The 21134-nt window shown below is 65.6% G+C and carries 16 protein-coding genes; 3 read left to right on the plus strand and 13 right to left on the minus strand.

Annotated features, from left to right (window positions below; all coding sequences use genetic code 11):
• Window positions 1–29: 29 nt before the first annotated feature.
• From AWB78_RS03470 to AWB78_RS03480, 3 genes are all read right to left on the minus strand, one after another.
• Complete coding sequence (locus tag AWB78_RS03470; RefSeq protein ID WP_062602269.1) at window positions 30–2000, minus strand: PhoX family protein; 1971 nt, start codon at window positions 1998–2000, stop codon at window positions 30–32.
• Window positions 2001–2214: 214 nt separating this feature from the next.
• Window positions 2215–3051, minus strand: coding sequence for a sugar phosphate isomerase/epimerase family protein (locus AWB78_RS03475; RefSeq protein ID WP_062602271.1), 837 nt, complete (start codon window positions 3049–3051; stop codon window positions 2215–2217).
• Window positions 3048–4307 (minus strand): NAD(P)/FAD-dependent oxidoreductase, encoded by a 1260-nt coding sequence (locus tag AWB78_RS03480; protein WP_062602272.1) that lies wholly within the window; start codon window positions 4305–4307, stop codon window positions 3048–3050. The genes AWB78_RS03475 and AWB78_RS03480 overlap by 4 nt, the downstream gene beginning before the upstream one ends.
• A gap of 221 nt (window positions 4308–4528) precedes the next feature.
• Here AWB78_RS03480 and AWB78_RS03485 point away from each other — a divergent pair, with 221 nt between their 5' ends.
• Window positions 4529–5542 carry a LacI family DNA-binding transcriptional regulator gene (locus AWB78_RS03485; RefSeq protein WP_062602275.1) on the plus strand — a complete coding sequence of 338 codons (1014 nt, stop codon included), beginning with the start codon at window positions 4529–4531 and terminating at the stop codon, window positions 5540–5542.
• A gap of 12 nt (window positions 5543–5554) precedes the next feature.
• On the opposite strand, the gene AWB78_RS03490 is transcribed toward AWB78_RS03485, so the two are convergent.
• From AWB78_RS03490 to AWB78_RS03500, 3 genes are read right to left on the minus strand one after another with little or no spacing between them, the layout of a single operon-like run.
• Window positions 5555–6583: an alpha/beta fold hydrolase gene (locus AWB78_RS03490; RefSeq protein ID WP_062602277.1), complete on the minus strand. Its 1029-nt coding sequence runs from the start codon at window positions 6581–6583 to the stop codon at window positions 5555–5557.
• A 54-nt stretch (window positions 6584–6637) separates the two neighbouring features.
• Window positions 6638–8143: a M81 family metallopeptidase gene (locus AWB78_RS03495; RefSeq protein ID WP_062602278.1), complete on the minus strand. Its 1506-nt coding sequence runs from the start codon at window positions 8141–8143 to the stop codon at window positions 6638–6640.
• A gap of 31 nt (window positions 8144–8174) precedes the next feature.
• The gene (locus AWB78_RS03500) at window positions 8175–9488 is read right to left on the minus strand and encodes an MFS transporter (protein WP_062602425.1); all 1314 of its coding nucleotides are present in this window, start codon (window positions 9486–9488) and stop codon (window positions 8175–8177) included.
• A 137-nt stretch (window positions 9489–9625) separates the two neighbouring features.
• Here AWB78_RS03500 and AWB78_RS03505 point away from each other — a divergent pair, with 137 nt between their 5' ends.
• The gene (locus tag AWB78_RS03505; protein WP_062602280.1) at window positions 9626–10576 is read left to right on the plus strand and encodes a LysR family transcriptional regulator; all 951 of its coding nucleotides are present in this window, start codon (window positions 9626–9628) and stop codon (window positions 10574–10576) included.
• On the opposite strand, the gene AWB78_RS03510 is transcribed toward AWB78_RS03505, so the two are convergent.
• The 6 genes from AWB78_RS03510 to AWB78_RS03535 all read right to left on the minus strand — a co-directional run bounded on the left by AWB78_RS03510 (window position 10565) and on the right by AWB78_RS03535 (window position 19106).
• Window positions 10565–11785 (minus strand): MFS transporter, encoded by a 1221-nt coding sequence (locus tag AWB78_RS03510; RefSeq protein WP_062602282.1) that lies wholly within the window; start codon window positions 11783–11785, stop codon window positions 10565–10567. The two genes, AWB78_RS03505 and AWB78_RS03510, sit on opposite strands and share 12 nt — an antisense overlap.
• A gap of 110 nt (window positions 11786–11895) precedes the next feature.
• Window positions 11896–12552: a hypothetical protein gene (locus tag AWB78_RS03515; RefSeq protein WP_062602284.1), complete on the minus strand. Its 657-nt coding sequence runs from the start codon at window positions 12550–12552 to the stop codon at window positions 11896–11898.
• A 41-nt stretch (window positions 12553–12593) separates the two neighbouring features.
• The gene (locus tag AWB78_RS03520; RefSeq protein ID WP_062602286.1) at window positions 12594–14873 is read right to left on the minus strand and encodes a putative bifunctional diguanylate cyclase/phosphodiesterase; all 2280 of its coding nucleotides are present in this window, start codon (window positions 14871–14873) and stop codon (window positions 12594–12596) included.
• A gap of 92 nt (window positions 14874–14965) precedes the next feature.
• Window positions 14966–17086, minus strand: coding sequence for a hybrid sensor histidine kinase/response regulator (locus tag AWB78_RS03525; protein WP_198399197.1), 2121 nt, complete (start codon window positions 17084–17086; stop codon window positions 14966–14968).
• A gap of 126 nt (window positions 17087–17212) precedes the next feature.
• Complete coding sequence (locus tag AWB78_RS03530; RefSeq protein ID WP_062602428.1) at window positions 17213–17851, minus strand: Vgb family protein; 639 nt, start codon at window positions 17849–17851, stop codon at window positions 17213–17215.
• A 34-nt stretch (window positions 17852–17885) separates the two neighbouring features.
• On the minus strand, window positions 17886–19106 hold the full coding sequence (locus tag AWB78_RS03535) for a hypothetical protein (RefSeq protein WP_062602288.1): 1221 nt from the start codon (window positions 19104–19106) through the stop codon (window positions 17886–17888).
• 99 nt (window positions 19107–19205) lie between these two features.
• On the opposite strand from AWB78_RS03535, the gene AWB78_RS03540 reads away from it, so the two are divergent.
• Window positions 19206–20003, plus strand: coding sequence for a DUF2182 domain-containing protein (locus AWB78_RS03540; RefSeq protein ID WP_063958927.1), 798 nt, complete (start codon window positions 19206–19208; stop codon window positions 20001–20003).
• A 27-nt stretch (window positions 20004–20030) separates the two neighbouring features.
• Here the strand turns inward: AWB78_RS03540 and AWB78_RS03545 are convergent, their stop codons facing one another.
• Window positions 20031–21032, minus strand: coding sequence for an FUSC family protein (locus AWB78_RS03545; protein ID WP_062602292.1), 1002 nt, complete (start codon window positions 21030–21032; stop codon window positions 20031–20033).
• Window positions 21033–21134 lie beyond the last annotated feature (102 nt).

Raw genomic sequence — 21134 nt, forward strand, 5'->3', positions numbered from 1 at the left:
GCGCTCGCCCGCACTCCGTGTGAGGTGCATCAGCCCAGTTTGATCGACGTCGGATCGGCGGTCAGATAACCGACCGACGCGCCGAAGCGATCCTTGTAGTTCGCGCGCACGAGCGGATCGAGTGTCGACTGCACTTTCGCGTGCAGGCTGCTGCTCCAGTCGCCCGCGTGCTGGAAGTTGCTCATGATGTACGTCCAGCCGTTGATCTCGTCGACGGCATGCAGGCCCGTCGATTCCGCGCCCGACGGTGCCGACAGAATGCGCGACAGCGACTTCGTATCGACGTTGTACGCCCACAGGAAGTTGTTGACGTGCATGCCGCTGTCCTCGCCGATGAAGAGCGTGCGCAGCTTCTCCGAGAACTTGATGTTGTCCGGATTCGCGACGCGTTCGGGATTCGCGGTATTGCCGAGCGCATCCGCCGCGGCGAGATCTTCGCCGACGAGCGCGGCGGGCGCGGCCATATCCACGGGCACCCATTCGCTGTCGATCGCGGCGCCCGCGATATCGCGCTGGCCTGCCTTCATGTTCAGCGCATACACGGCGCCGGAGGTGATGGCCTTGTCGAGCGCGATGTCCGTCGAATGCGCGTTGCCCTTGACCATCGACGAAACGATCTGCGACATCGCCGAATAGAGCACCTTGTCCTTCGCGTTGACGGTCGTGCCTTCGAGCTTCGTGAAGCCCATGCTCGCGCCCTTCAGTGCGGCATAGCGATGCGTCTCGAGGAATGCGGCCGCCTTTTCCATGCCCGGCTTGATGCGAATCCAGTTGAACTTGCCGCTGTAGTGAATGCGCGTGTACGAAGGATCGGTCGGCGGATTCTTCTCGTCCGTGACGATATCCATGATGTCGGCGATCGTCAGCGTGTTGGCGAGATTCTCGATTTCATCGCTCGTCGCGTGGCCCAGGTTGAGCCACGTGAGCGTCGCGGAGCCCGCGCCCGCCGATGACGTCTGCGTCCACTTCGCCACATAGAGCGTGCCCGCCGAGAGATCGGCTTCCTTGTCCGCGATGAACATGAAGAGGCCGCCGTTGGTTGCGTCGTCGCCCATCAGCACGGTGCGCTTGTCGGGCATCACCTGAATCAGCTCGTGCGAGATGCGGCCGAGGCAGTAGTGCTTCTTGATCGTGCCGGTGCCGTCCGGATGCACCGTCACTTCCGGCAGATGGCCATAGTGATAGGCACGCGCCTTCGTTTCGTCGCCATAGAGGTTCTTGCTGTAGGCCTTGAATTGCGAGTTCGTCGCGAGCGTCGCCGCATCCGGTTCGTACTCTTCGCTCGACAGGTGCGTATTCCACGGCGACAGGCTCGCGCCGCACGTGATCCAGAGGCCGTTCGCCTTCGACGTATCGACGTTCGCGTAGCTCACGAGCGTGAGCTTGCCCGTCGCCGGGTCCTGGTCGAGCGTGAGCACGGCGATCGGCGAAGGCAGACGGCCGTACATGTCGGCATCGGTCTGGTCGCGCGACGTGTATTCGAACTGCACCACGGCGAACACCGCGTTGCCTTTCACGCCCTTCACGGTCGCGTTGTCGATCTTGATGAGCGACGTGCCGTCCGGGCAGTCCGAGAAGAACTGACGCTCCTTGCCCGATGCCGAGCGGTCGACGATCGGCTGATTATCGATGTCGAAGTAGCCGCCCGCGACGATCGTGCCGCCCGTCGTGTTCGTCACGGTATCGCCCGTCATGAAGAACGGCTGATACGCGAGCTTGTACGTGCGGCTGCTGCCGTCGCTGAAGCTCGCGGTCATCGTCGAGGCGACGGTGGTCTTGGCCATCGCGTTCGGATCGGCGAGCGTGGGCGCGGCCATGCTGCCGAACGCGGCCGTGGTGAAGGCAGCCTTCGTCGTGGCGGTGGGCGTCGCCGCGTTGCTGTCGCTGCCGCCGCATGCGGTGAGCAAGGAAGCAGTGGCCGCGCCGCCGAGCGGCAGCATCGGTGCGCCGGCGAGAATCTTGAGGGCCTTGCGGCGGGAGAGGTCGAGTGGCTGCGCCATGTGTAGTTTCGCGTCCTTGATTGTGGGTTGTGTACCGGCGAACGAAGTCCCCGCCTCGGGCCGTTGCGGCCTGACGTGCCGGTTGACGCGCTACTGTAGGAAATGAATGTGAAATACGTTTGACAGGCGCGTGTAATTCGATTGTTTATGGCCTGAAAGAGGAGAAGCGCGCGCAGCGCGCGGTGGCGCTGCGCTGGACAGGAAGACGTGACTGTTACGGCTGACCTGCCTCCCACAGGTCTCTGATCCACTCCCGCATCATCAATGACTCGGCCCATCGGTCCGTCGTGTCGTTTCCATCGCGTCCGATGATCGCGTAAGGCTTCGGCCCCAGCTCGCAGGTGAACGCGAGCGTCTCGTCCGGCCCGGCGCGCTTGCGCCACGACGCAAAGCCGTATTGCCACCAGTCGAGAAACAGATCCACCCACATGCGATGCGGCTCGAACGAGATTTCGATCTGCACCTGCTCGCGGCTCGCGACGCGCCCATGAAACGCCCACGAATGATCGAGAATGCGATGAATCAGCGCGTGATTCTCCTCCGACACCGGCCACGCGAACTCGCGCCCGACGAGGTAATGCGAAAGATCCGCGAGCAGCCTGAGATTCGGAAACGCATCGAGCAGATCGAGCGTGAACAGCAGATCCGTCGTCATGCGGTCGCGATGCGTTTCGATATACATCGGCACGCGCGCTTCTTCCGCGAGCCGCTGCCATCCTTCGAGCAAGCCGATGCATTCGCGCACCGTGCGGGGTCTCACATCGGGCTGCACGTCGATGTGATGCACGCCGAACTCCACCGCGTTCTCGAGCACGGGCTCGAGATCATCGACCGTGCGTGGAAAGCACTGCCCTTCCGCCGACAGGCCATATTCCGCGCGCAGTTGCGCGAGCCGCTTCACGTCCTCACGTTTCGTGTAGTGCGTGCTCACGCCGTCGAAGCCCGCTTCAGCGATCATGCGGACGTTTTCTTCGAGCGTGCGCTCGCGGCCATCGGTATGACGGCGCTCCATCGCCCAGAGCGATTGAAAGATCAACAGTCGTTGGCTCATTGCATCGCCACCGTCAAGAGCGAGCGCAGCTTGACGGATCGATCCGCGAGCACGTCAGCTTCAACACGCGCGCGCCGGGCGATCAGTTCCTGCGCGATCCGCACGTCGCGCGCAATCTGCCCGGCCTGCCCGATGCCGCTTGCGCCGACGAGCACGCCCTCGCCATCCAGCGCGAAATAAACACACGCATCATCGCCCACATCGCGCACGACGGTCGTCGCGCCTTGCGCGGGCATGCCTGCGATCTGTATCGTCGTGTCGTACTGATCGGACCAGAACCACGGCACCGCGTCGAACGTTTCCGCATGGCCGAGCATGTTGCGCGCCGCCGTGCGCGCCTGATCTTCCGCGTTGCGCCAGCATTCGAGCCGGATGCGCCGATTGAACAACGGATGCGGGAACGAGCACACATCGCCTGCCGCGTAGATATGCGGATCGCTCGTGCGCAGCGTTTCATCGACGGCGATGCCGTTGTCGATAGCGAGCCCCGCCGCCTGCGCCAGCCCCGTGCGCGGCACGACGCCAATGCCCGCGATCACCGCATCGCATGCGATGAACGCGCCGTCCGCGAGCGTCACGCCTTCCACGCGCGATGTTCCCTCGATGCGCTCGATCCTCACATCGAACCGCACATCGACGCCCATGCGCGCATGCCGTTCGATCACGGCGTGCGCCACCGCTTCGGGCACCGCGCGCATCAATGCGCGCGGCGCGGCTTCGAGCACGCACACGGCACAACCCCGCGCGATGGCCGTCGCCGCGACTTCGAGCCCGATGAATCCCGCGCCGATCACGACGATGCGCTTGCCCGCGCCCAACTCGCCCGCGATGGAGAGCGCGTCCGGCACGTTGCGCAACATGTGTATGCCCTGCAATGTCGCGCCGGGCAGATCGAGCTTGCGCGGCGCGGCGCCCGTCGCGATCAGCAGGCGCTCGTAAGCGATCGCGCGGCCGTTGCGCAGCACCACGTCCTTCGCAACGCGATCGATGCGCGCGACGGGTGCATCGACACGCAAGTCGATTCCTTGCTCATCGAAGAAAGCGTCCTTGAAGACGCCGCATTCCTCGACACTCTTTTGCCCGAGCAACACCGCCTTCGACAGCGGCGGCCGTTCGTACGGCGCGATGCCTTCATCGCCGAGCAGCACGATGCCGCCGCTCCATCCGTTCTCGCGCAGCGCATGCGCGGTGCGCGCGCCGCACTGCCCCGCGCCGATGATGACCATCGACGTTTTGGTGGTTTGACGTTCGGACATCGTTGCCCTCGGCTGAAGTTTGGATTGGCGTGATGATCGGATGCGCCGCATGGATCATCCTGACGTGTATTTCAGTCTCTAATTGAGCACGCGTCAAAGCCTGTTTTGCCTCATTTTGAGCAATAGAGGGTTTATACCGGTGAATCCGGCGCCATCGACGAACTGGATCGCCTCAAAATGAGTCATCATCCCCATAAACAAGCACGCCGACGAGACACACGATGAAAGGCAAGCCGACACTCAAGCAGCTCATGGAAGCGACGCAACTGAGCCGCGCAACGATCGATCGTGCGCTCAACGACCGGCCCGGCGTGCATCCGCGCACCAGAAGCGCGGTCGCGGCGGCGCTGGAGCAGTTGAGCGGCCGCGCGCCCGCTATGTCGACGTCACCGGGAAGCGGGAGCGAAACGCGCGAGTTCAGTCTGATCGTGCAGGCAGGCGACGCATACACCGACGAATTCACGCGCTGCGCATCCGCCTATGAACGTGAAGGCGTGCGCGTGAAGGTCGTGCGCTGCGTGGGCATGTCGGAAGCGGACGTCGCCGCGACGATCCGCGAGGAAGCGAAGCATGCGCACGGCATCGGCATTACATGCGTGAACACGGATGCGACGGCATCCGCGCTGCGCGAATGCATGGCCGCGGGAAAAGCCGTCGTGACGATGATCACCGACGTCGACGCCGACGCGCGCCATGCCTACGTCGGCGTGAACAATCGCGCGGCGGGACAGTCGGCGGCATTTCTGATCGGGCGGCACCTTCAGGCGCAGGCCGCGCCCGCCGTCGCGGTGGTGGTCGCGACCTTCTCGTACACGTGCCACGAGGATCGCGAGATCGGCTTTCGCTCGCTGTTGCGGCAACGCTTTCCGAACGTGAACCTCGTCGAAGTGATCAAGGGCGCGGACTCGGGCGCGGCGACCTTCGAGGCGACGAAGCGCTTTCTCGACACGCATGGCGAGCTCGCGGGCATCTACAACGTCGCGGGCGGCAACGAAGGGCTCGCCGCCGCGCTGCGCGAACACGGCCTCGTGGGGCGCACGCTTTACGTCACGCACGAAGTCAACCGCATCACCGAGCCGCTGCTGCGCTCGGAAGTCATCGACTATCTGTTGACGCAGGACATGACGCTGCTCATCGATACGACGGTCGAGCATCTGAGCGCGGCATGCGAAGCGCGCCGCGCTCAGGCGCAGGCCATTCTGCCGATACGAACCTACAGCAAGTATTCGCTCTAACCCGCTTCGCGCCTACATGCGGTCCGCTTCGATCACCGCATCGGCGAAGGCCTTCGGCGCCTCCTGCGGCAAGTTATGCCCGATGCCGCCCGCCACATTCCGATGCTTGTACTTGCCGGTGAACTTCTTCGCATACGCGGCGGGATCGGGATGCGGCGCGCCGTTGGCATCGCCTTCCATCGTGATGGTCGGCACGCCGATGGTCGGCGCGGTCGCGAGACGTTGTTCGAGCGCGTCGTATTGCGCTTCGCCCTTCACGAGCCCCAGCCGCCAGCGATAGTTGTGAATCACGACCGCGACGTGATCCGGATTCTCGAAGGATTTCGCGGAACGTTCATATGTGGCGTCATCGAAGTTCCATTTCGGCGATGCCAGTTGCCAGATGAGCTTGTTGAAATCGTGGCGGTTCGCTTCGTAGCCGGCCTGCCCGCGCTCCGTCGCGAAATAGAACTGATACCACCACGCGAACTCCGCCTTCGGCGGCAGCGGCGCGCGATTCGCCTGCTGGCTGCCGATCAGATAACCGCTTACCGACACCATCGACTTCACGCGCTCCGGCCACAGCGCCGCGATGATGTTCGCGGTGCGCGCACCCCAGTCGAACGCGCCGAACGTGGCCTGCCGGATCTTGAGCGCGTCCATCAGCGCGACGATATCCACCGCGACCACCGCCTGCTGACCGTTGCGCGGCGTGTCGGCGGAGAGGAAGCGCGTCGTGCCGTAGCCGCGCAGATACGGCACGATCACGCGATAACCCTGCGCCGTGAGCATAGGCGTGACGTCGGCGAAGCTGTAGATGTCGTAGGGCCAGCCGTGCAGCAGAATCACGACGGGACCATCCGCCGGTCCCGCTTCCGCATAGCCGATATTGAGTGCGCCCGCGTCGATCTGGCGGATATCGGCGAAGCCCGCGGACGAAGACGACCGCGAGGCGGTTTGAGCGCGGACCATATCGCTCAGGCCGAGTTGCATGACGCCGACACTCGCGATCGCCGTGCCGAGAAAGCGGCGGCGCCACGCGCTGATCTGATCATCCGGCATGTTGGCATTCTCCTTTTTCGATGTTGTCAATGAGCGGAAAAGAACTCGAAACCCTCACGCAGCCGATGCGCGCAACGCCGAAAGCGTCGGCCCCATCGGGCGCACGCGCATGCGCGCATCGAGATTGCGCCACGGCAGATCGGCCGGATCGGCGGCCATCGGGCCGGGCGCTTTCGCGACGAGTATGCGTTCCGCGATCGGCTCGAAGTCCGCGCGAAAATGCACCGAGCTCTTGTTCACCAGAATCTTCATGCGCTCCGGTTCGATGCCCGCGACGCGAAAGAGATTGCGGTCGAACACCTGCATCTTGATGCTGCTCACCGCGATACGCACGCCGTCGATGCGCAAACACGCGGTCGGTCCCAGCTCGCCGGTCATGCCGTTGAGCATCGGGCCGTCGAAGCGAAAACGTCCGTCCGACAGATACTCGACTTCGAACTCGCCTTCAAGCGGCGAATCGCCCGGCACGTTCGAGCCGCCGCCGAGCGCGAGCCTGATGCGCGCGCCGACGCCCGCGCGATGCGCCGCCCGCGCCGCGTGCTCGTCCCAGATCACGCCGACGGCCGCATCGCGTGCGCCGTTGCGCAAGAGCGCGCGGACCATGCCCATCGTGTTCGAATCGCCGCCGACGCCCGGATTGTCCTGCGTGTCCGCGATGATCACGGGCTTCGTCGCGTCGCGGCTCGCGTCGATGGCTTCGCGCGCAGCTTCGTCGGGAGACAGGAACGGCACGTCCCAGCGCGCTTCTTCATCGACGAGTGCCGACCAGAGCGCATCGACGGCTTGGTCCGCCGCTTCCTGATCGAGCGCATAGCCCCAGAAGACCGGCCCGCATTCATCGAAGTCCGATGCCGGAAAGCCCGGCGCGAACGACAGCGACAGCCCATCCTTTTCGAGCGATTCGAGCATGCCGTACATGCCGCGCGCGGGCTCGACGAGCGTACACATGCCGTTCACCGGAATCAGGAAGGGCACGCGGCGCATCGCGCGTTTGAACGGCCTGCCATGTTCGATACGCCGCGCAAGCAGATGCGCGGCGCGCAATCCGGTCTCGGCCATATCGACGTGCGGATATGTACGATACGCAACGAGCGCATCGGCGAGTTCGACCATGCGCGCCGTCACGTTCGCGTGCAGATCGAGCGAGACGACGAGCGGCATGTCATTGCCGACGATGTTGCGCACGCGTGCCAGCAGCTCGCCTTCGCCATCGTCGAGATGCTCGGTGACCATCGCGCCGTGCAGATCGAGATAGATCGCATCGAAGCCGCCTTTGCGCACATGATCGACGATCGCGCCCGCGATGCGCTCGTACGCATCTTCCGTCACATGCGCCGATGCGCTCGCTCCCGCCCAGATCACCGGAATCAATTCATGCCCTTGCGCCTCGGCCCATTGAATGAAGCCGCCGATCGGCACGTTCACGTCGCGCAGCTCGAGGACCTCATCGCCGTGCGCCATCGGCGGGAAGCCTTCGCCCTGAATGAAGCTCTGGTAGCTCGCCTTCGTCGGCGCGAACGTGTTCGTTTCGTGCTGGAATCCTGCGATCAAGATCTTCATGATCCTTGTCCTTTCGATGGTCGATTGATGTTCAGGCCGTGCGTGCCTTGGCCGCCGCAACCGTGCGTTTGTTCGTGAGGATCAGCACGCATGAAAGCGCCGCCATGCACGCCATCACGAGCAGCCCGCCGTTCGCGCTGCCGGTCGCGGACTTCACCCAGCCGATCACCGCCGGGCCCCAGAAGCCGCCCGACAGGCCGATCGTGTTGATGAGCGCGATGCCGCCCGCCGCGGCCGGGCCGGATATCGTTTCGGACGGAATCGCCCAGAAAACCGTGTAGGCCATCCACATGCAGGCGGTGGCGAGCGTGAGCAGCGCGAGCGTCGCGACGAGATTGCCGGATGCATACGGCGTCATCGCCAGCAGCGCCGCGCTTGCGAGCGCCGGCAGCGCGCTGTGATAGCGGCGCTCGCCGACCTTGTCGGAGCGGCGGCCCGCGGCGTACATCGCGATCGCGGCGGCGACATACGGAATCGCGACATACCAGCCGAGGCGGATCGTGTCGTTCACGCCCTGCTCTTTCAGCAGCGTCGGCAGCCAGAAGCTGATCGCATAGATCGGGAAGATGATGCAGAAGTACGCGAGCGCCAGCAGATAGATGCGCGGATTCTTCGCGATCTCCCTGAACGATTCGATGCGATGCGATGCGCCGCCATGCGCGCCCACTTCCGCTTCGACGAGACGTTGTTCGTCCTGCGTGAGCCACTTCGCATCGGCGGGACGGTTCGCGAGCACGCGCCACACGAGCACACCCAGCGCGATGCACGGCAGGCCTTCGACGAGGAACATCCATTGCCATCCCGCCAGACCGCCGACACCCGCGAGCGACGAAATCAGCCACGCCGAAAGCGGCCCGCCGACGACACCGCCGAGCGGCCCCGCGACGAACACGAGCGCGATCGCGCGCGCCATGCGCTTCGGCCCGTACCAGCACGAGAGGTAATAGATCATGCCCGGCGCGAAGCCTGCTTCGAACACGCCGAGCAGGAAACGCATCGCGTAGAACGCGGGCACGTTGCGCACGAAGAGCATGCACGCCGACGTGATGCCCCACAGCACGAGAATGCGGCTGAACGTGATGCGCGCGCCGATCTTCGGCAGCATCAGGTTGCTCGGCAATTCGAACAGCACATAGCCGATGAAGAAAATCCCGGCGCCGACGCCGTACGCCGCGTCGGAAAAGCCGAGATCGCTTTGCATCTGAAGTTTCGCGAAGCCCACGTTCACGCGGTCCAGATACGCGAACATGTAGCACACGATGAGCAGCGGCATCAGCCGCCAGTTGATTCTGCTGTAGAGCGCCGAAACGGCATCGCCGCCTCGCAGGGTCTGAATCGTCGACATGCGCGTCTCCTTGTTTGTCTCGCCCGTCTTTCCGGGTGAGGCCATGTTGAGCGCGTGCGACCGTGCGAGCAAGAGCAACTAAGTTCACGTATCGTTGCTCTGTGAGCAACACCCTCCTTTCGATACGGACGACCACCATGCGCGAGATCAACCAGCAACGCCTGCGTTACTTTCATGAAGTGCTGTCGCACGGCACGATTCGCGGCGCGGCGGATCATCTGAATACATCGCCGTCCGTCATCGCGCGGCAGATCAAGCTGCTGGAAGACGAGCTCGACACGACGCTCTTCGAGCGCGAGCCGCGCGGCGTGCGGCCCACCGAAGCGGCGTTTCATCTGCTCGAATTCTGGCGCGGCTATCGCTCGCAGCAGGAGAAGCTCGAAGACCAGTTGCACGCGCTCAAGGGCCTGCAGCAAGGGCAGATTCGCCTCGCGGTGAGCGAGGGCTATGTCGATACGCTCGTCGACGACGTGCTCGCGCCGTTCTGCGCGCGCTTTCCGCGCCTCGAAATCGACGTGCAGATGCTCGCCGTCGACGATCTGCTGGAAGAAGTCGCGCAAAGCCGCGCGCATATCGGGCTCGCGTATAACCCGCCGCCGCACGAGCGCATCGAGATTCGCGCGAGCTCGCCGCAGCCGGTCGTGCTGCTCGCGCGGCGCGATCATCCGCTGGCGCGGCGCGGCGGCGTCGCGCATATCCGCGATCTGCTCGCCTTTCCGCTGGCGCTGATGCCGCCGACGTTCGGCATCGGCCATGTCGTGAAGATGCTGGAGACGACCGACAACTTCGCCATCCGTCCGACGCTCACGACGAATTCGCTCGGCGCGTTGAAGCGCTTCGTCGCGGCGGAAAATTTCATGACGCTGATCGGCGAGTTCGCGGCGTATCGGGAGCTGGCGAGCGGCGAGCTCACGACGATCCCGATCGCGCATCCGCTCTTCGAAAGCGCGCAGGCGAAGCTGCTCGTGAAAACCGGACGGCCGCTCGCGGCGGGACCGCAGGAATTGCTCGACTGGATTCTCAATCGGATGCCGATGTTCGCGCAGCCCGCGCCCGTCGCCACCAAACGCCGCCGATCACGCCGATAAGGCGCTGTCCGGCACATCCGCGAGACGCGCAGCGGGCGATGCCGCGATGATCCACGCCTGCACGACGAACCCCGCCGCCGCCGCGACGAGACACGGCCCCATGCCGAAGCGCGCGCTGATCGCCGCGCCGAGCAGCGCGCCCAGCGGACGCGCGCCGTAGGTCGCCGTGCTGTTGAGCGCCGACACGCGGCCCATCATGTTCGCGGGTGTGATGGCCTGGCGCAGCGTCGTCGAGCCGACGGTCCACAGGATCGGTCCCGCGCCCAGCAGGAAGAAGCTCGATGCCGCGAGCCAGAACGACGGCGCCGCGAGCGTCGCGACCATTGCGAGCGATGCAGCGAGCCCGCAAAACGGCCCGACGAGCAGCATGCGGCCGAACGCGATGCGCCGCGCGACGGCGGGCGCCGCCAGCGCGCCGCACACCATGCCGACGCCGTACGCGCCGAGCGTCACGCCGACCGCCGACGCGCTCAGGCCCAGCCGCTCAACGGCATAAGGCACGTAGACCGACTGCAGCGTGAAGAAGCCGAGGTTGAAGAACACGGCGGTGGCGAGCATCGGGCGCAGGAGTGCATCGCGGGCGACGAAGCGCGCGCCTTCGCGAAGCTCCGTCAGAAAGTGGCGCGCGGCGGCGGGCGGGCGCGACGGCTCGCGCAATCCGGCAAGCAGCATCGCCGCCGATGCCGACAATCCCGCCGCGCAGCCATACGCCCATCCCGCGCCGATCCATCCGACGATCAGCCCGCCGAGCGCCGGCCCCGCCGAATACGCGACGCTGCGCGCCAGCTCGATGCGCCCGTTCGCGGCTGGCAGCGCGGCGCGGCCGACCAGCGCCGGAACCAGCGCGGGCGCGGCCACGTTATAGGCGACCGTGCCCGTCGCGCCGAGAAAACCCAGCAGCGCGAGCAGCGGCAAGGTCAGTGCATGCGAGAGCACGAGCAGCAGCACGCCGAGCATCGCGAGCGCGCGGGCGCATTCGGCCACGGCCATCAGCGTGCGGCGCGAGCGGCGGTCCGCGATCACACCGAGCGGCATCGACAGCAACAGGAACGGCAGCGTCTGCGCGCTTTGCAGCAGACCGATATCGACGGCGGACGCGCCGAGCGCGAACACGGCGGCGAGCGGCGCGGCGGCGAGGCCGATCTGCTCCGCCGATTGCGCGAGCAGGTTCGACCAGGCGAGACGTTGGAAGGAAGCCGGGAAACGCATCGGAGTTTCTCCGTGACGGATGGGGATGGTCCATCGTCGCGGGGATGGCGTGCGGCCGCACTCCAGATCTTGCGCTGTGATTCGCGTGGGATGACGCCGGTTTCCTCGCGCTACTGCGCGCCGCCGTCGAGCTTCGCCTTTTCGGCGGCGATCTGATCGGCGATCTTCGCGGCCAGATCGTCGAGCGACGTGATCGATTCGGTCTGATTGATGACGAAGCGCGCCGCCGCGCCGTACGGCTTGGGCGCGGCCGCGGACTTCTGCCCTTTTAGCTCGCCGCTCGTGTCGATCTGCGTGGTCGGCGCGCCGGGGCTCGCCGCGAGATCCGCGAGCTGCACGGTGACGTGCGTGTTGGGTGTCTTGTCCGATGAACCCGTCGACGGCAATGCGGAGCCGAATCCTGTCGACAGCGTTTCATCGAACTCGCCGGTCACGAGCCAGCCCGACGCGGGCCGCGCCGCCTGTGCCGCTTGCGCTGTCACATGACACGCGGCGATGCCCTTCGCATTCAACGCCTTGACGATGCCATCCGCCAGCGCCGATGCGTTCTCGTGAATCTTCATGGAATTGCGCGCGGCCCGCAGGCGCGAGCCGGGGAAATGCGAGGAACCGCCCTGCTGGCTCACGGGCGTGAAGTCGGTCACATAAACCGGCTTGCCCGCGCCCGTGACCGCACCCGCGCACGGCGGCGCGTCCTGGCCGAATGCGAGCGTGCAGATCGCGAAGCCGATCGCGGCGAACGAAACGCGTACCGAAGATGTCTTCATCGCTTCTCTCCGTGATGAGCGCGATGATAACGCCGCGTGGCTCACTGCGCCGTCGCGGCTTCGTTCGCTTCGGCCTGTTCCATCAGACTTTCGAGCGGCACCGGACGGCCCAGCAGAAAGCCCTGCACCTTGTCGCATCGCACGTCGCGCAGCGTGTCGAGCTGCTCCTGCGTCTCGACGCCTTCCGCGACCACCATCACGCCGAGCTTGTGCGCGAGATCGATCACGCCTTCGACCACCGTGCGCACCATCACATCGGTCGCGATGTTATCGACGAACGATTTGTCGAGCTTCAGCACGTCAGGCCGAAAGCGCGCGAGATAGCTGAGACTCGAATAGCCCGTGCCGAAATCGTCGATGGCGATGCGCACGCCCATCGCGCGGACGTTCGACAGCACGTCCTGCGCATCGTCGACGTTATCGATCAGCGCGGACTCCGTGATCTCCAGCGTGATGCGGTTCGAATCGATGCCGCCACGCCTGATCGCGTGTCTCAGCACGGACACGAGGCGCGGATCGCGGAACTGCTTCGGCGACACGTTGAGCGCCACCGAGCACGCGGCGGGCAGCGCGAGCGCCAGTTGCGACGCCGCCAGCACGGCCTCGCGGATGACCCAATGCCCCGCCTCGACGATCAGCGCGCTCTCTTCCAGCACCGACACGAACGCGCCGGGACCGAGCAGGCCGAGTTGCGGATGATTCCAGCGCAGCAACGCCTCGACGCCGACGAGCGCGCCCGAATCGACGCGATATTGCGGCTGATAGTGCAGCACGAACTGATTTTCGCGGATCGCGCCATGCAGTTCCGCTTCGAGATGCGCGCGCGCGAGATCGTCCTTCTCGCGATCGCCGAACACGCGGAACGTGTTGCGCCCCGCGCGCTTGGCGGCGTACATCGCCATGTCGGCGCTGATGAAAAGCGCTTCGGGCGTGCGCCCATGCTCCGGATAGAGCGCGACGCCGATCGAGCATGTCATCGTCACGCTCTTGCAATCGGTCTCGATCGGACGATGACACGCGAGCGAGAGCTTGCGGCATGCACGCGCGATGCTTTCCTGTTCGAACGTGCCGGGCAGGATCACCGTGAACTCATCGCCGCCCGGCCGCGCGGCCACGGCGCCATCGGGCAGCGTCTCGTGAATGCGCTTGGCGATCGTGCGCAGCACCGCGTCGCCGGCGATATGGCCCGCCGTATCGTTGATGGACTTGAAGCGATCGATATCCACGAAGAGATAGGCGAAGGGCGCATCCGATTCGCAGCGCTTCACGAGCGCATCCATCATCGCGTTGCGGTTGCTCAGGCCCGTGAGGCTGTCGGTGTTCGCGAGCCGATGCAGCTCCTGGAGACGCTGGCGTTCGTCGGTGGCATCGACGCATACGCTCACGACGCGCGACACCGCACCATCCTCGGTCACCGGATAGATATCCGCGCGCACCCAGCGCGTGCGGTCATGCGGCAGGCACAGGCGGAAATAGCTCTGCGTCGCCGCGCCCGTGTTCACGGCGGTGCGCATCTCGTCGCGCAATGCGGGCAGATCGTCGGGATGCACGCGTTGCGACCATGCGGTCTGATCGGCTTCGAGCGTGGACACCGGCATTTCCCACATGCGCTCGAAGGCCGAGCTTACGTGCAGGAGCTCGCGGAAATCGTGCGTCGCGGTCCAGAAGACGGCATCGACATGATCTTCCATATCCTTCTGCACGCGCGCGTTGCCGCGCAATTCGTCGATGAGCTTCACTTCCGCGGTGATATCGCGGGACTTGCACAGCACGGCAGTGATCTTGCCGTGCTCGCCGTAGACGGGCGCGAGCGTGGACGTCCACCATTTCAGCGCGCCGGTCATCGTGCGGCACGCGCCGGAGAACGACGTCGATTCGCCGCGTTGCGCGCGCTCGAAAGCCTCGCGTCCATCGGGGCCGTCCCACAGGGCGAGCCAGTCGATGCCGACGACATCGTCCGCGCGTTCCGATCCGATGAGGCGCAGGCCGACATCGGAGATGCACATGATCCGGCCTTCGAGCGAGAGAAGCGTGAGGCAATCCTCGGCGATGGACAGCAGCCCATGCGCGACCTGACGCGCCACGAAGATCTTGCGTTTCGCTTCCCGCATCCGATGCATGACGAGCGTCGCGGCGAACACGAGCGCCGCAAGCAGCACGTTCCATGGAAGCGGCATGAAGAAGGTGCCGCAGGCCGCGATGAGCACGCCGAGCGGAGCGAGGCCGAGTCCATCGAAACGGCGGGCGTAATCGATGTACGGCAAGTTTCTGGCGACACTCTCGCCGATGGTCCCGAGAAAATCGGTCGCTCTGCTCTGCACCGCTGCTACCCTGTTGCGCTAAATGTTCGTTGGGTGTTTATCGGCGGGAGGGCGGAAGTCTTTAGCAAGGCGGTAGATTTTGCAACGCGCGCCTACCCCGCGCCTTTCAACGCCCCCGCGATCTCCTTCGCCAGCGCCTCCGCCCGATAAGGCTTGGCCAGCAACGTCACGTTCGGCCGCAACACGCCGTCGTGCGAAATGATGTCGCGCGTATAACCCGACGCGTAAATCACCGGCACCGGACGTGGCTGCGAAAACGCCCATTCCGCGAGATCGGCGCACTTCACCCTTCCGGGCATCACGACGTCCGTCAGAATCACGTCCACGTTCACGCCGCTTTCGAGCACGCTCATCGCGGCATCGCCGTTCGCTGCGCGCAGCACCGTGTAATGCATCGCTTCGAGCATCGCAACGGTCGATGTCAGCACCGCCGCGTCATCCTCGACGACGAGCACGGTCGCGCCGCCCGCATGTTCCGTCGGCGCATCGCAGGCGGGCTGCGCGGTTTCGTCTTCGAAGCTGCGCGGGAAGAACATCTCCACCGTCGTGCCCACGCCGACCGTGCTCGACACCGCGATATGCCCGCCCGTCTGCTTGACGAAGCCGAACACCATCGACAAACCGAGGCCGGTGCCGTGGCCTTCGGGCTTCGTCGTGTAGAACGGCTCGAACGCGCGCTCGAGCACTTCGGGCCCCATGCCCGCGCCCGTATCCGATGCGGACAGCCTCACGTATTCGCCCGGAGGCAGGTCCTTGCCCTCGCACGCCGCCGCGTCCAGCACTTCGTTCGAGCAGGCGAGCGTGAGCTTGCCGTCGCCGCACATCGCGTCGCGCGCATTGATCGCGAGATTGAGCAGCGCGTTCTCCAGCTGATTGCGGTCCGCGCAGAAGTTCCACGCGCGTTCGGCCAGCAACGCGCCGATGAGCACCGATGGCCCGACCGCGTGCTGCAAAAGCTCGTGCATTTCATCGAACAGACGCCGCGGATTGATCACGACCGGCGATTGCGGCTGCCGCCGCGCGAACGACAGCAATTGCGAAGCGAGCTTCGCGCCGCGCTGCACGGCTTCCATCGCGGCCTGCACGCGCTCGGGCACGCGGCTGTCGTTCGGCGGAAGATACTGCAGCAATTGCAGATTGCCGCTGATCGCCTGCAGCGTGTTGTTGAAATCATGCGCGACGCCGCCCGTCATCGCGCCGAGCGCTTCCATCTTCAGGCTTTGACGCAACTGCGCTTCCACGGCGATGCGCGCGGCCACCGCTTCCGAGATCTTGTCCTCGAGGCCGCGCGTCAGTTCCTTGAGGCTCTCCTCCGCGATCTTGCGATCATGGATGTCGATGATCACGCCCGTGAAGCGCATCGGCCGGGCGGCTTCGTCGTATTCGCATCGTCCGGTGGCGAGAATCCATCTCCAGCCGGAATCGGCCGAACGGATGCGATATTCCGCGCGATACGGCTCGTTGTCGCGCACGGTCCGCGCGATGAGCGACACGATGCGCTCGCGGTCCTCCGGATGAATGACCGCGAACGCGGCCGCGATCGGCACGCCGGCCGCGACCTGATCGAGCGAAAACGAAAACGTCCGCGCGAAGCGTTCGTCGCCCTTCACGCGATCGTCCGCGATCTCCCACACGAACGTGCCGAGCACCGCGCCCGAATTGAGCGCGAGCTGCAGCCGTTCGTTGGCTTCGCGAAACGCCGCTTCGGCTTCGGCGCGCGTGCGTTCGAGCAGCACGCGCCCGGTCGTTTCGACGACGATCGCGAGCACGCCGACCGGCACGCCTTCATTCGACGCGACCGGGCTGTAATGCAGATCGAGCCACACGTCTGCATCGCGTCCGTCGCGCGGCAGCACGAAGCTGATGTCGTGATACGACAGGGATTCGCCGCGTAAGCCCGTATCCACCACGTTGCGGTTGAACGCGGCCGCTTCCGGCCATGCATCTTCGATCGGCAGGCCGAGAATGTGCGGATGACGCCCGCCGGAAAAGCTCGCGTAGGCGTCGTTATAGAGCAGCGTGCCTTCCTCGCCCCACAGCACCGCCATCGGCAACGCGTTGCGCAGCATCACCTGCACGACCGAGCGCAGCACTTGCGGCCATTCGTCGATGGCGCCGAGCGGCGTGGCGCGCCAGTCGAAATCGCGGATGGCGCGTGCCGTCTCGCCAATCCATGAATCGAGTTGACGATGGTCGGAGATATTCGAGGTCAAAGCCTGCCTTTACGTGTCGAAATAATCGTGCCGCGCCTGGCGGATTCGACAGCATAAAGGCTAATGCGGCGTCGCGTGGATGCATCGTGCGCCGCGCGGGCGGACGAAAGCTGGACGCTGCCGGAATCAAACGTGCTTGGGCTTGCGCACGGCCCGCACCTTGCCCGTGCGTCCGCCGCCGCAGAAGAAGCGCTCGCGACCGTCCGATTCGAGCCCCGACACGCCCACGCCTTCCGGCATCTCCAGCCGCTCGATGACCTCGCCCGATTGCGGATCGATGTGCCGCAGCTCGCTCTCGTCGCCTTCCCACGTGGCATGCCACAGCTCGCCGTCGGTCCACGTCACGCCCGTGACGAAGCGGTTCGACTCGATGGTGCGCAAGATCGCGCCATCGCGCGGATCGACCTGATGAATCTTGCGCTCGTTGTATTGCCCGACCCACAGCGTGCCCTCGGCCCACGCGAGACCCGAGTCCGCGCCGCCGCCGGGCGCCGGAATCGTCGATAGCACGCGGCCCGTCTTCGGATCGATCTTCTGAATGCGGTCCTCGGCGATCTGAAACAGATGCTCGCCGTCGAAAGCCGTGCCCGCGTGCGCGGCGACATTCAGCGAGCGCTCTTTCTCGCCGCTCTCCGGATCGAAGGCGTTGAGCGTGTCGCCGGCGGCGAACCATACGCGCTCGCCGTCCCACGTGACGCCGTGCACGCCTTCGATGTCCGCAAAAGGTCCGTATTCGCGGATGATTTCCGCCTTTGCGCGTTTCATGTCGCCGTCCTCCTGATGTGATCGTGCTTTCATGCTAGTCACTCGCGAGCTCGACGGGGAGTAACAAGGCCGTCGTGAATCCCGGCATCGGCGGTGTGGTCCAGCGGCGCGCACGGCCGCGTCCGAACGACTGGACCTTGCCGCTCGCGGCGAGCGCGTCGAGCGAGCGCTGCACCGTGCGCTGGCTCGCGCCGAGCGCGATCGCGAGCGCCGAGCTCGACCACGATTCGCCATCGGCGAGAAACGCGAGCAGCGGCGCGTATGCGTCCTCGACGGGCGGCGCGAGCACGGCCACGTCGCGTGCATGACGCGGCTTCAGCGCGAAGCCGCGCGGCGTCGCGTCGATGTCCGCGTGGCCGCGCAGCATCGTGCGCAGCCTGCCCATCTCGACGCGCAGCCGCGCGCGATGCGTCTCGTCGGCTTCCCGGATGCGAAACGCGCGCAGGATCAGCGCATCGCGCGGCACATCGCCGGGCCATGCCTCGGCCAGCAGACGCGCGAGCGTGAAGAGCACGGGGCGCGTCGAGAGCGACATCGACGTGCCGTTTTCGCGCACGCACAGACGGCACGCATCGACGACGAACGCATTCGAAGCGAACAGCGTCTCCACTTCGTCGAGCAGCAACAGCCGCTCTTCTCCCTGCGCGATGACACGCGCGGCGGGCGCGCGCAGGATGCGCCACGCGCTGTCCACTTCGGCGGCCAGCGCCGGAATGCCCGCGTGCCGCGCGGCATCGGTTGCGCGATCGAGCGCGGTGCGTGCCGCTTTCGTCTGAAGACGCCGCATCGCGATGCCCGCGGCGATCAGCTCATGCGCCGTCCGCGACGCGGCCGGAAGCGCTTCCGGTTCCAGCGCGGCGAGCATGCGCGCGGCATCGTCGATCCGTCCGATGAGAAGCGCGCGACGCACTTCCAGATAGCGCGCATGCGCGGCGTTCACGCGGTCGCCGTGCGCTTCGAGAATCGCGCGCGCGTGATCGAGCGCCTTCGCGGGCCACGTGAGATCGCGCGATGCCAGCGCGATCTCCGCTTCCGCGACGATGCAGCGCGAGCGCGCCAGCGCCTCCTTCGCGCCGAACGCGCGCGCCGCGCTTTTGAGGAGCGCACGCGCCCGCGCGAAGTCGCCGAGCTGCGCCATCGCGATGCCGCGCAACGCGAGCGCACTCGCGTCGTCGCGCAGCGCGATGCGGTTCAGCGCGCCGAGCGGATCACCCGCCGCGAGCGCGCGCGCCGCCGCCGTGATCAGCGAATCCATGCGAATCCCGACACACTTGTCACTCCTTTGCGATGGATGTCCGCGACTAATCTAACACCGTACCCGACGCGCGCCGGACCAATGCAAAGGAGCGAGAGCATGAACGCGCTGACCGCCATCATCGAAAAAGAGGCCGCGCATGTTACGCGCCGCCGCTTCTTCTTCGCCGCCGCTCTCGTTTTCATGGCGAGCGTGGCCATTACTTATGCGCTGCACAGGTCGATGTCATCGATGAATGAAATCCCGATGCCCGGCGGCTGGATGCTTTCGCCCACCTTCACGCCGATGTGCGGCCGCACGTGGCTGCGCGCGGCCGCATCGTTCATCGGCATGTGGATCGCGATGATGACCGCGATGATGCTGCCTTCGTTCGCGCCGTTTCTATGGCGATATCGCGCGATGCTCGAACGCGCGGGATCGACGCGCGTCACGCGTCGTTCGCTGATCATGGCGACGGCCTACTTCGGTGTGTGGACGGCGCTCGGCATCGCGGTCTTCGCGCTCGGTACGCTATTCACCGAAGTCACGATGCGCGCGGCTTCGATCGCGCGTTGCGTTCCGTTAGCGAGTGGCGGTGTCCTGTTGTTGGCGGGCGCTTATCAGCGTTCGAACTGGCATGGGCATCTGCTGGCATGCTGTCGCAGCGTCGCGGAGCCGCACATCGCCGCATGGCGCGACGGCATGTGTCACGGACTGCATTGCATCGCGTGCTGCGCGGGCCTGACCGCCGCGCTGCTCGTCTTCGGCGTGATGGAGCCGCACACGATGGCGCTCGTCACGCTCGCGATCACCGCCGAACGTCTGCTTCCTTCCGGCATGCACGTGGGGCGGGTGATCGGCATCGTGCTCGTGCTGCTCGGCTGCATGGCGATCGTCGCAGCGGCAATGGTTCGATAACGCGCGCGCACTGCTCCCGCCGCGTCTTCATCGCGACAGACGGCTCGCCACGGCATGCACACCCAGCACGCAAACCATGCCGATGACGCCGCCCGCGAGCACATGCGTGAGCCGTTCGAAGGCATCGGCGGCGGACTGATTCGCGAGCATGATGGCGAGCGCCACGAACAGGCAGCGAAAGAAATACGCGACGATATAACGCTGAAACGCGACGAGCGTGAGAAACACGGCGAGCGTCGCGAGCGTGACGGCCATGCTCGAATGCGGCACCACGAAGCGCCCGAGCGCGACGCCGATCGGCACACCGGCCATCACGCCGATCGCACGGTTCGTAAGCTTCGCGCGCGCCGTATCCACCGCGCCCGTCACGATGCTGGCCGCGCCCCAGATCACCCATTGCGCGTTCTCCATGCGCCAGTAGACGACCATCACCGCCGCAATGCCGACGCCCGCGAGCATCGCGGTGAGATCTTCGCCGAAGGGCTCGCGCGAGCCGAAGTCATCGAGATTGGACCAGCGCGTCGCGGGCTTGCCGCGCGATCGTATATAGGCCGACAGCACGGCGGGCACGAGCGCGACGATCAGATAAGGCAGCCACGCCGGCGCCGCGCGCATCAACGCATCGACGGTGCGCCCGCCGTGAAGCTCGTTCGCGAGAATGAGCACCGGAATGAAGGTCCAGTTGCCGAGCGCGCGCAACTTGTTGCCGCGCGCTGCAAGCAGGATCACGCCCGCCGCGAGCATCATGCATGAGATGACGAAGAACGCCGGCACCAGCTCGGCGAGCAGCATCAGATACGTGCCCGCGATGATCGCAAGCCCGTGCGCGGCGACGCCCAACGGTCTGAGCGCGAGCTTGTCTTCCGCGATGACGGTCGCGATCGCGAGCAGCGACGCCTTCATCCACAGCGCGTTGCCCGTCGCCAGGGCGAGCGCGACGAACGGCAACAGCGCGGCGGCTGCGTGCACGAGCGGCCAGATCCTGATCTCGCTGGCGAGACGAAATTGCTGCGGCGCGTCGGCGGGCATGCGCGGATTCCCGGTGTGAGTCCGCATGAAGTGTAGGATGGTTTTCGGCGTCTTCTAAAGGGCGTCGTTTTCATTGCAGCGTAATAACCGCTGGTAATCACC

Origin of the sequence: Caballeronia calidae, from assembly GCF_900044055.2 — a bacterium.
In the GTDB taxonomy this organism is placed as follows: domain Bacteria; phylum Pseudomonadota; class Gammaproteobacteria; order Burkholderiales; family Burkholderiaceae; genus Caballeronia; species Caballeronia calidae.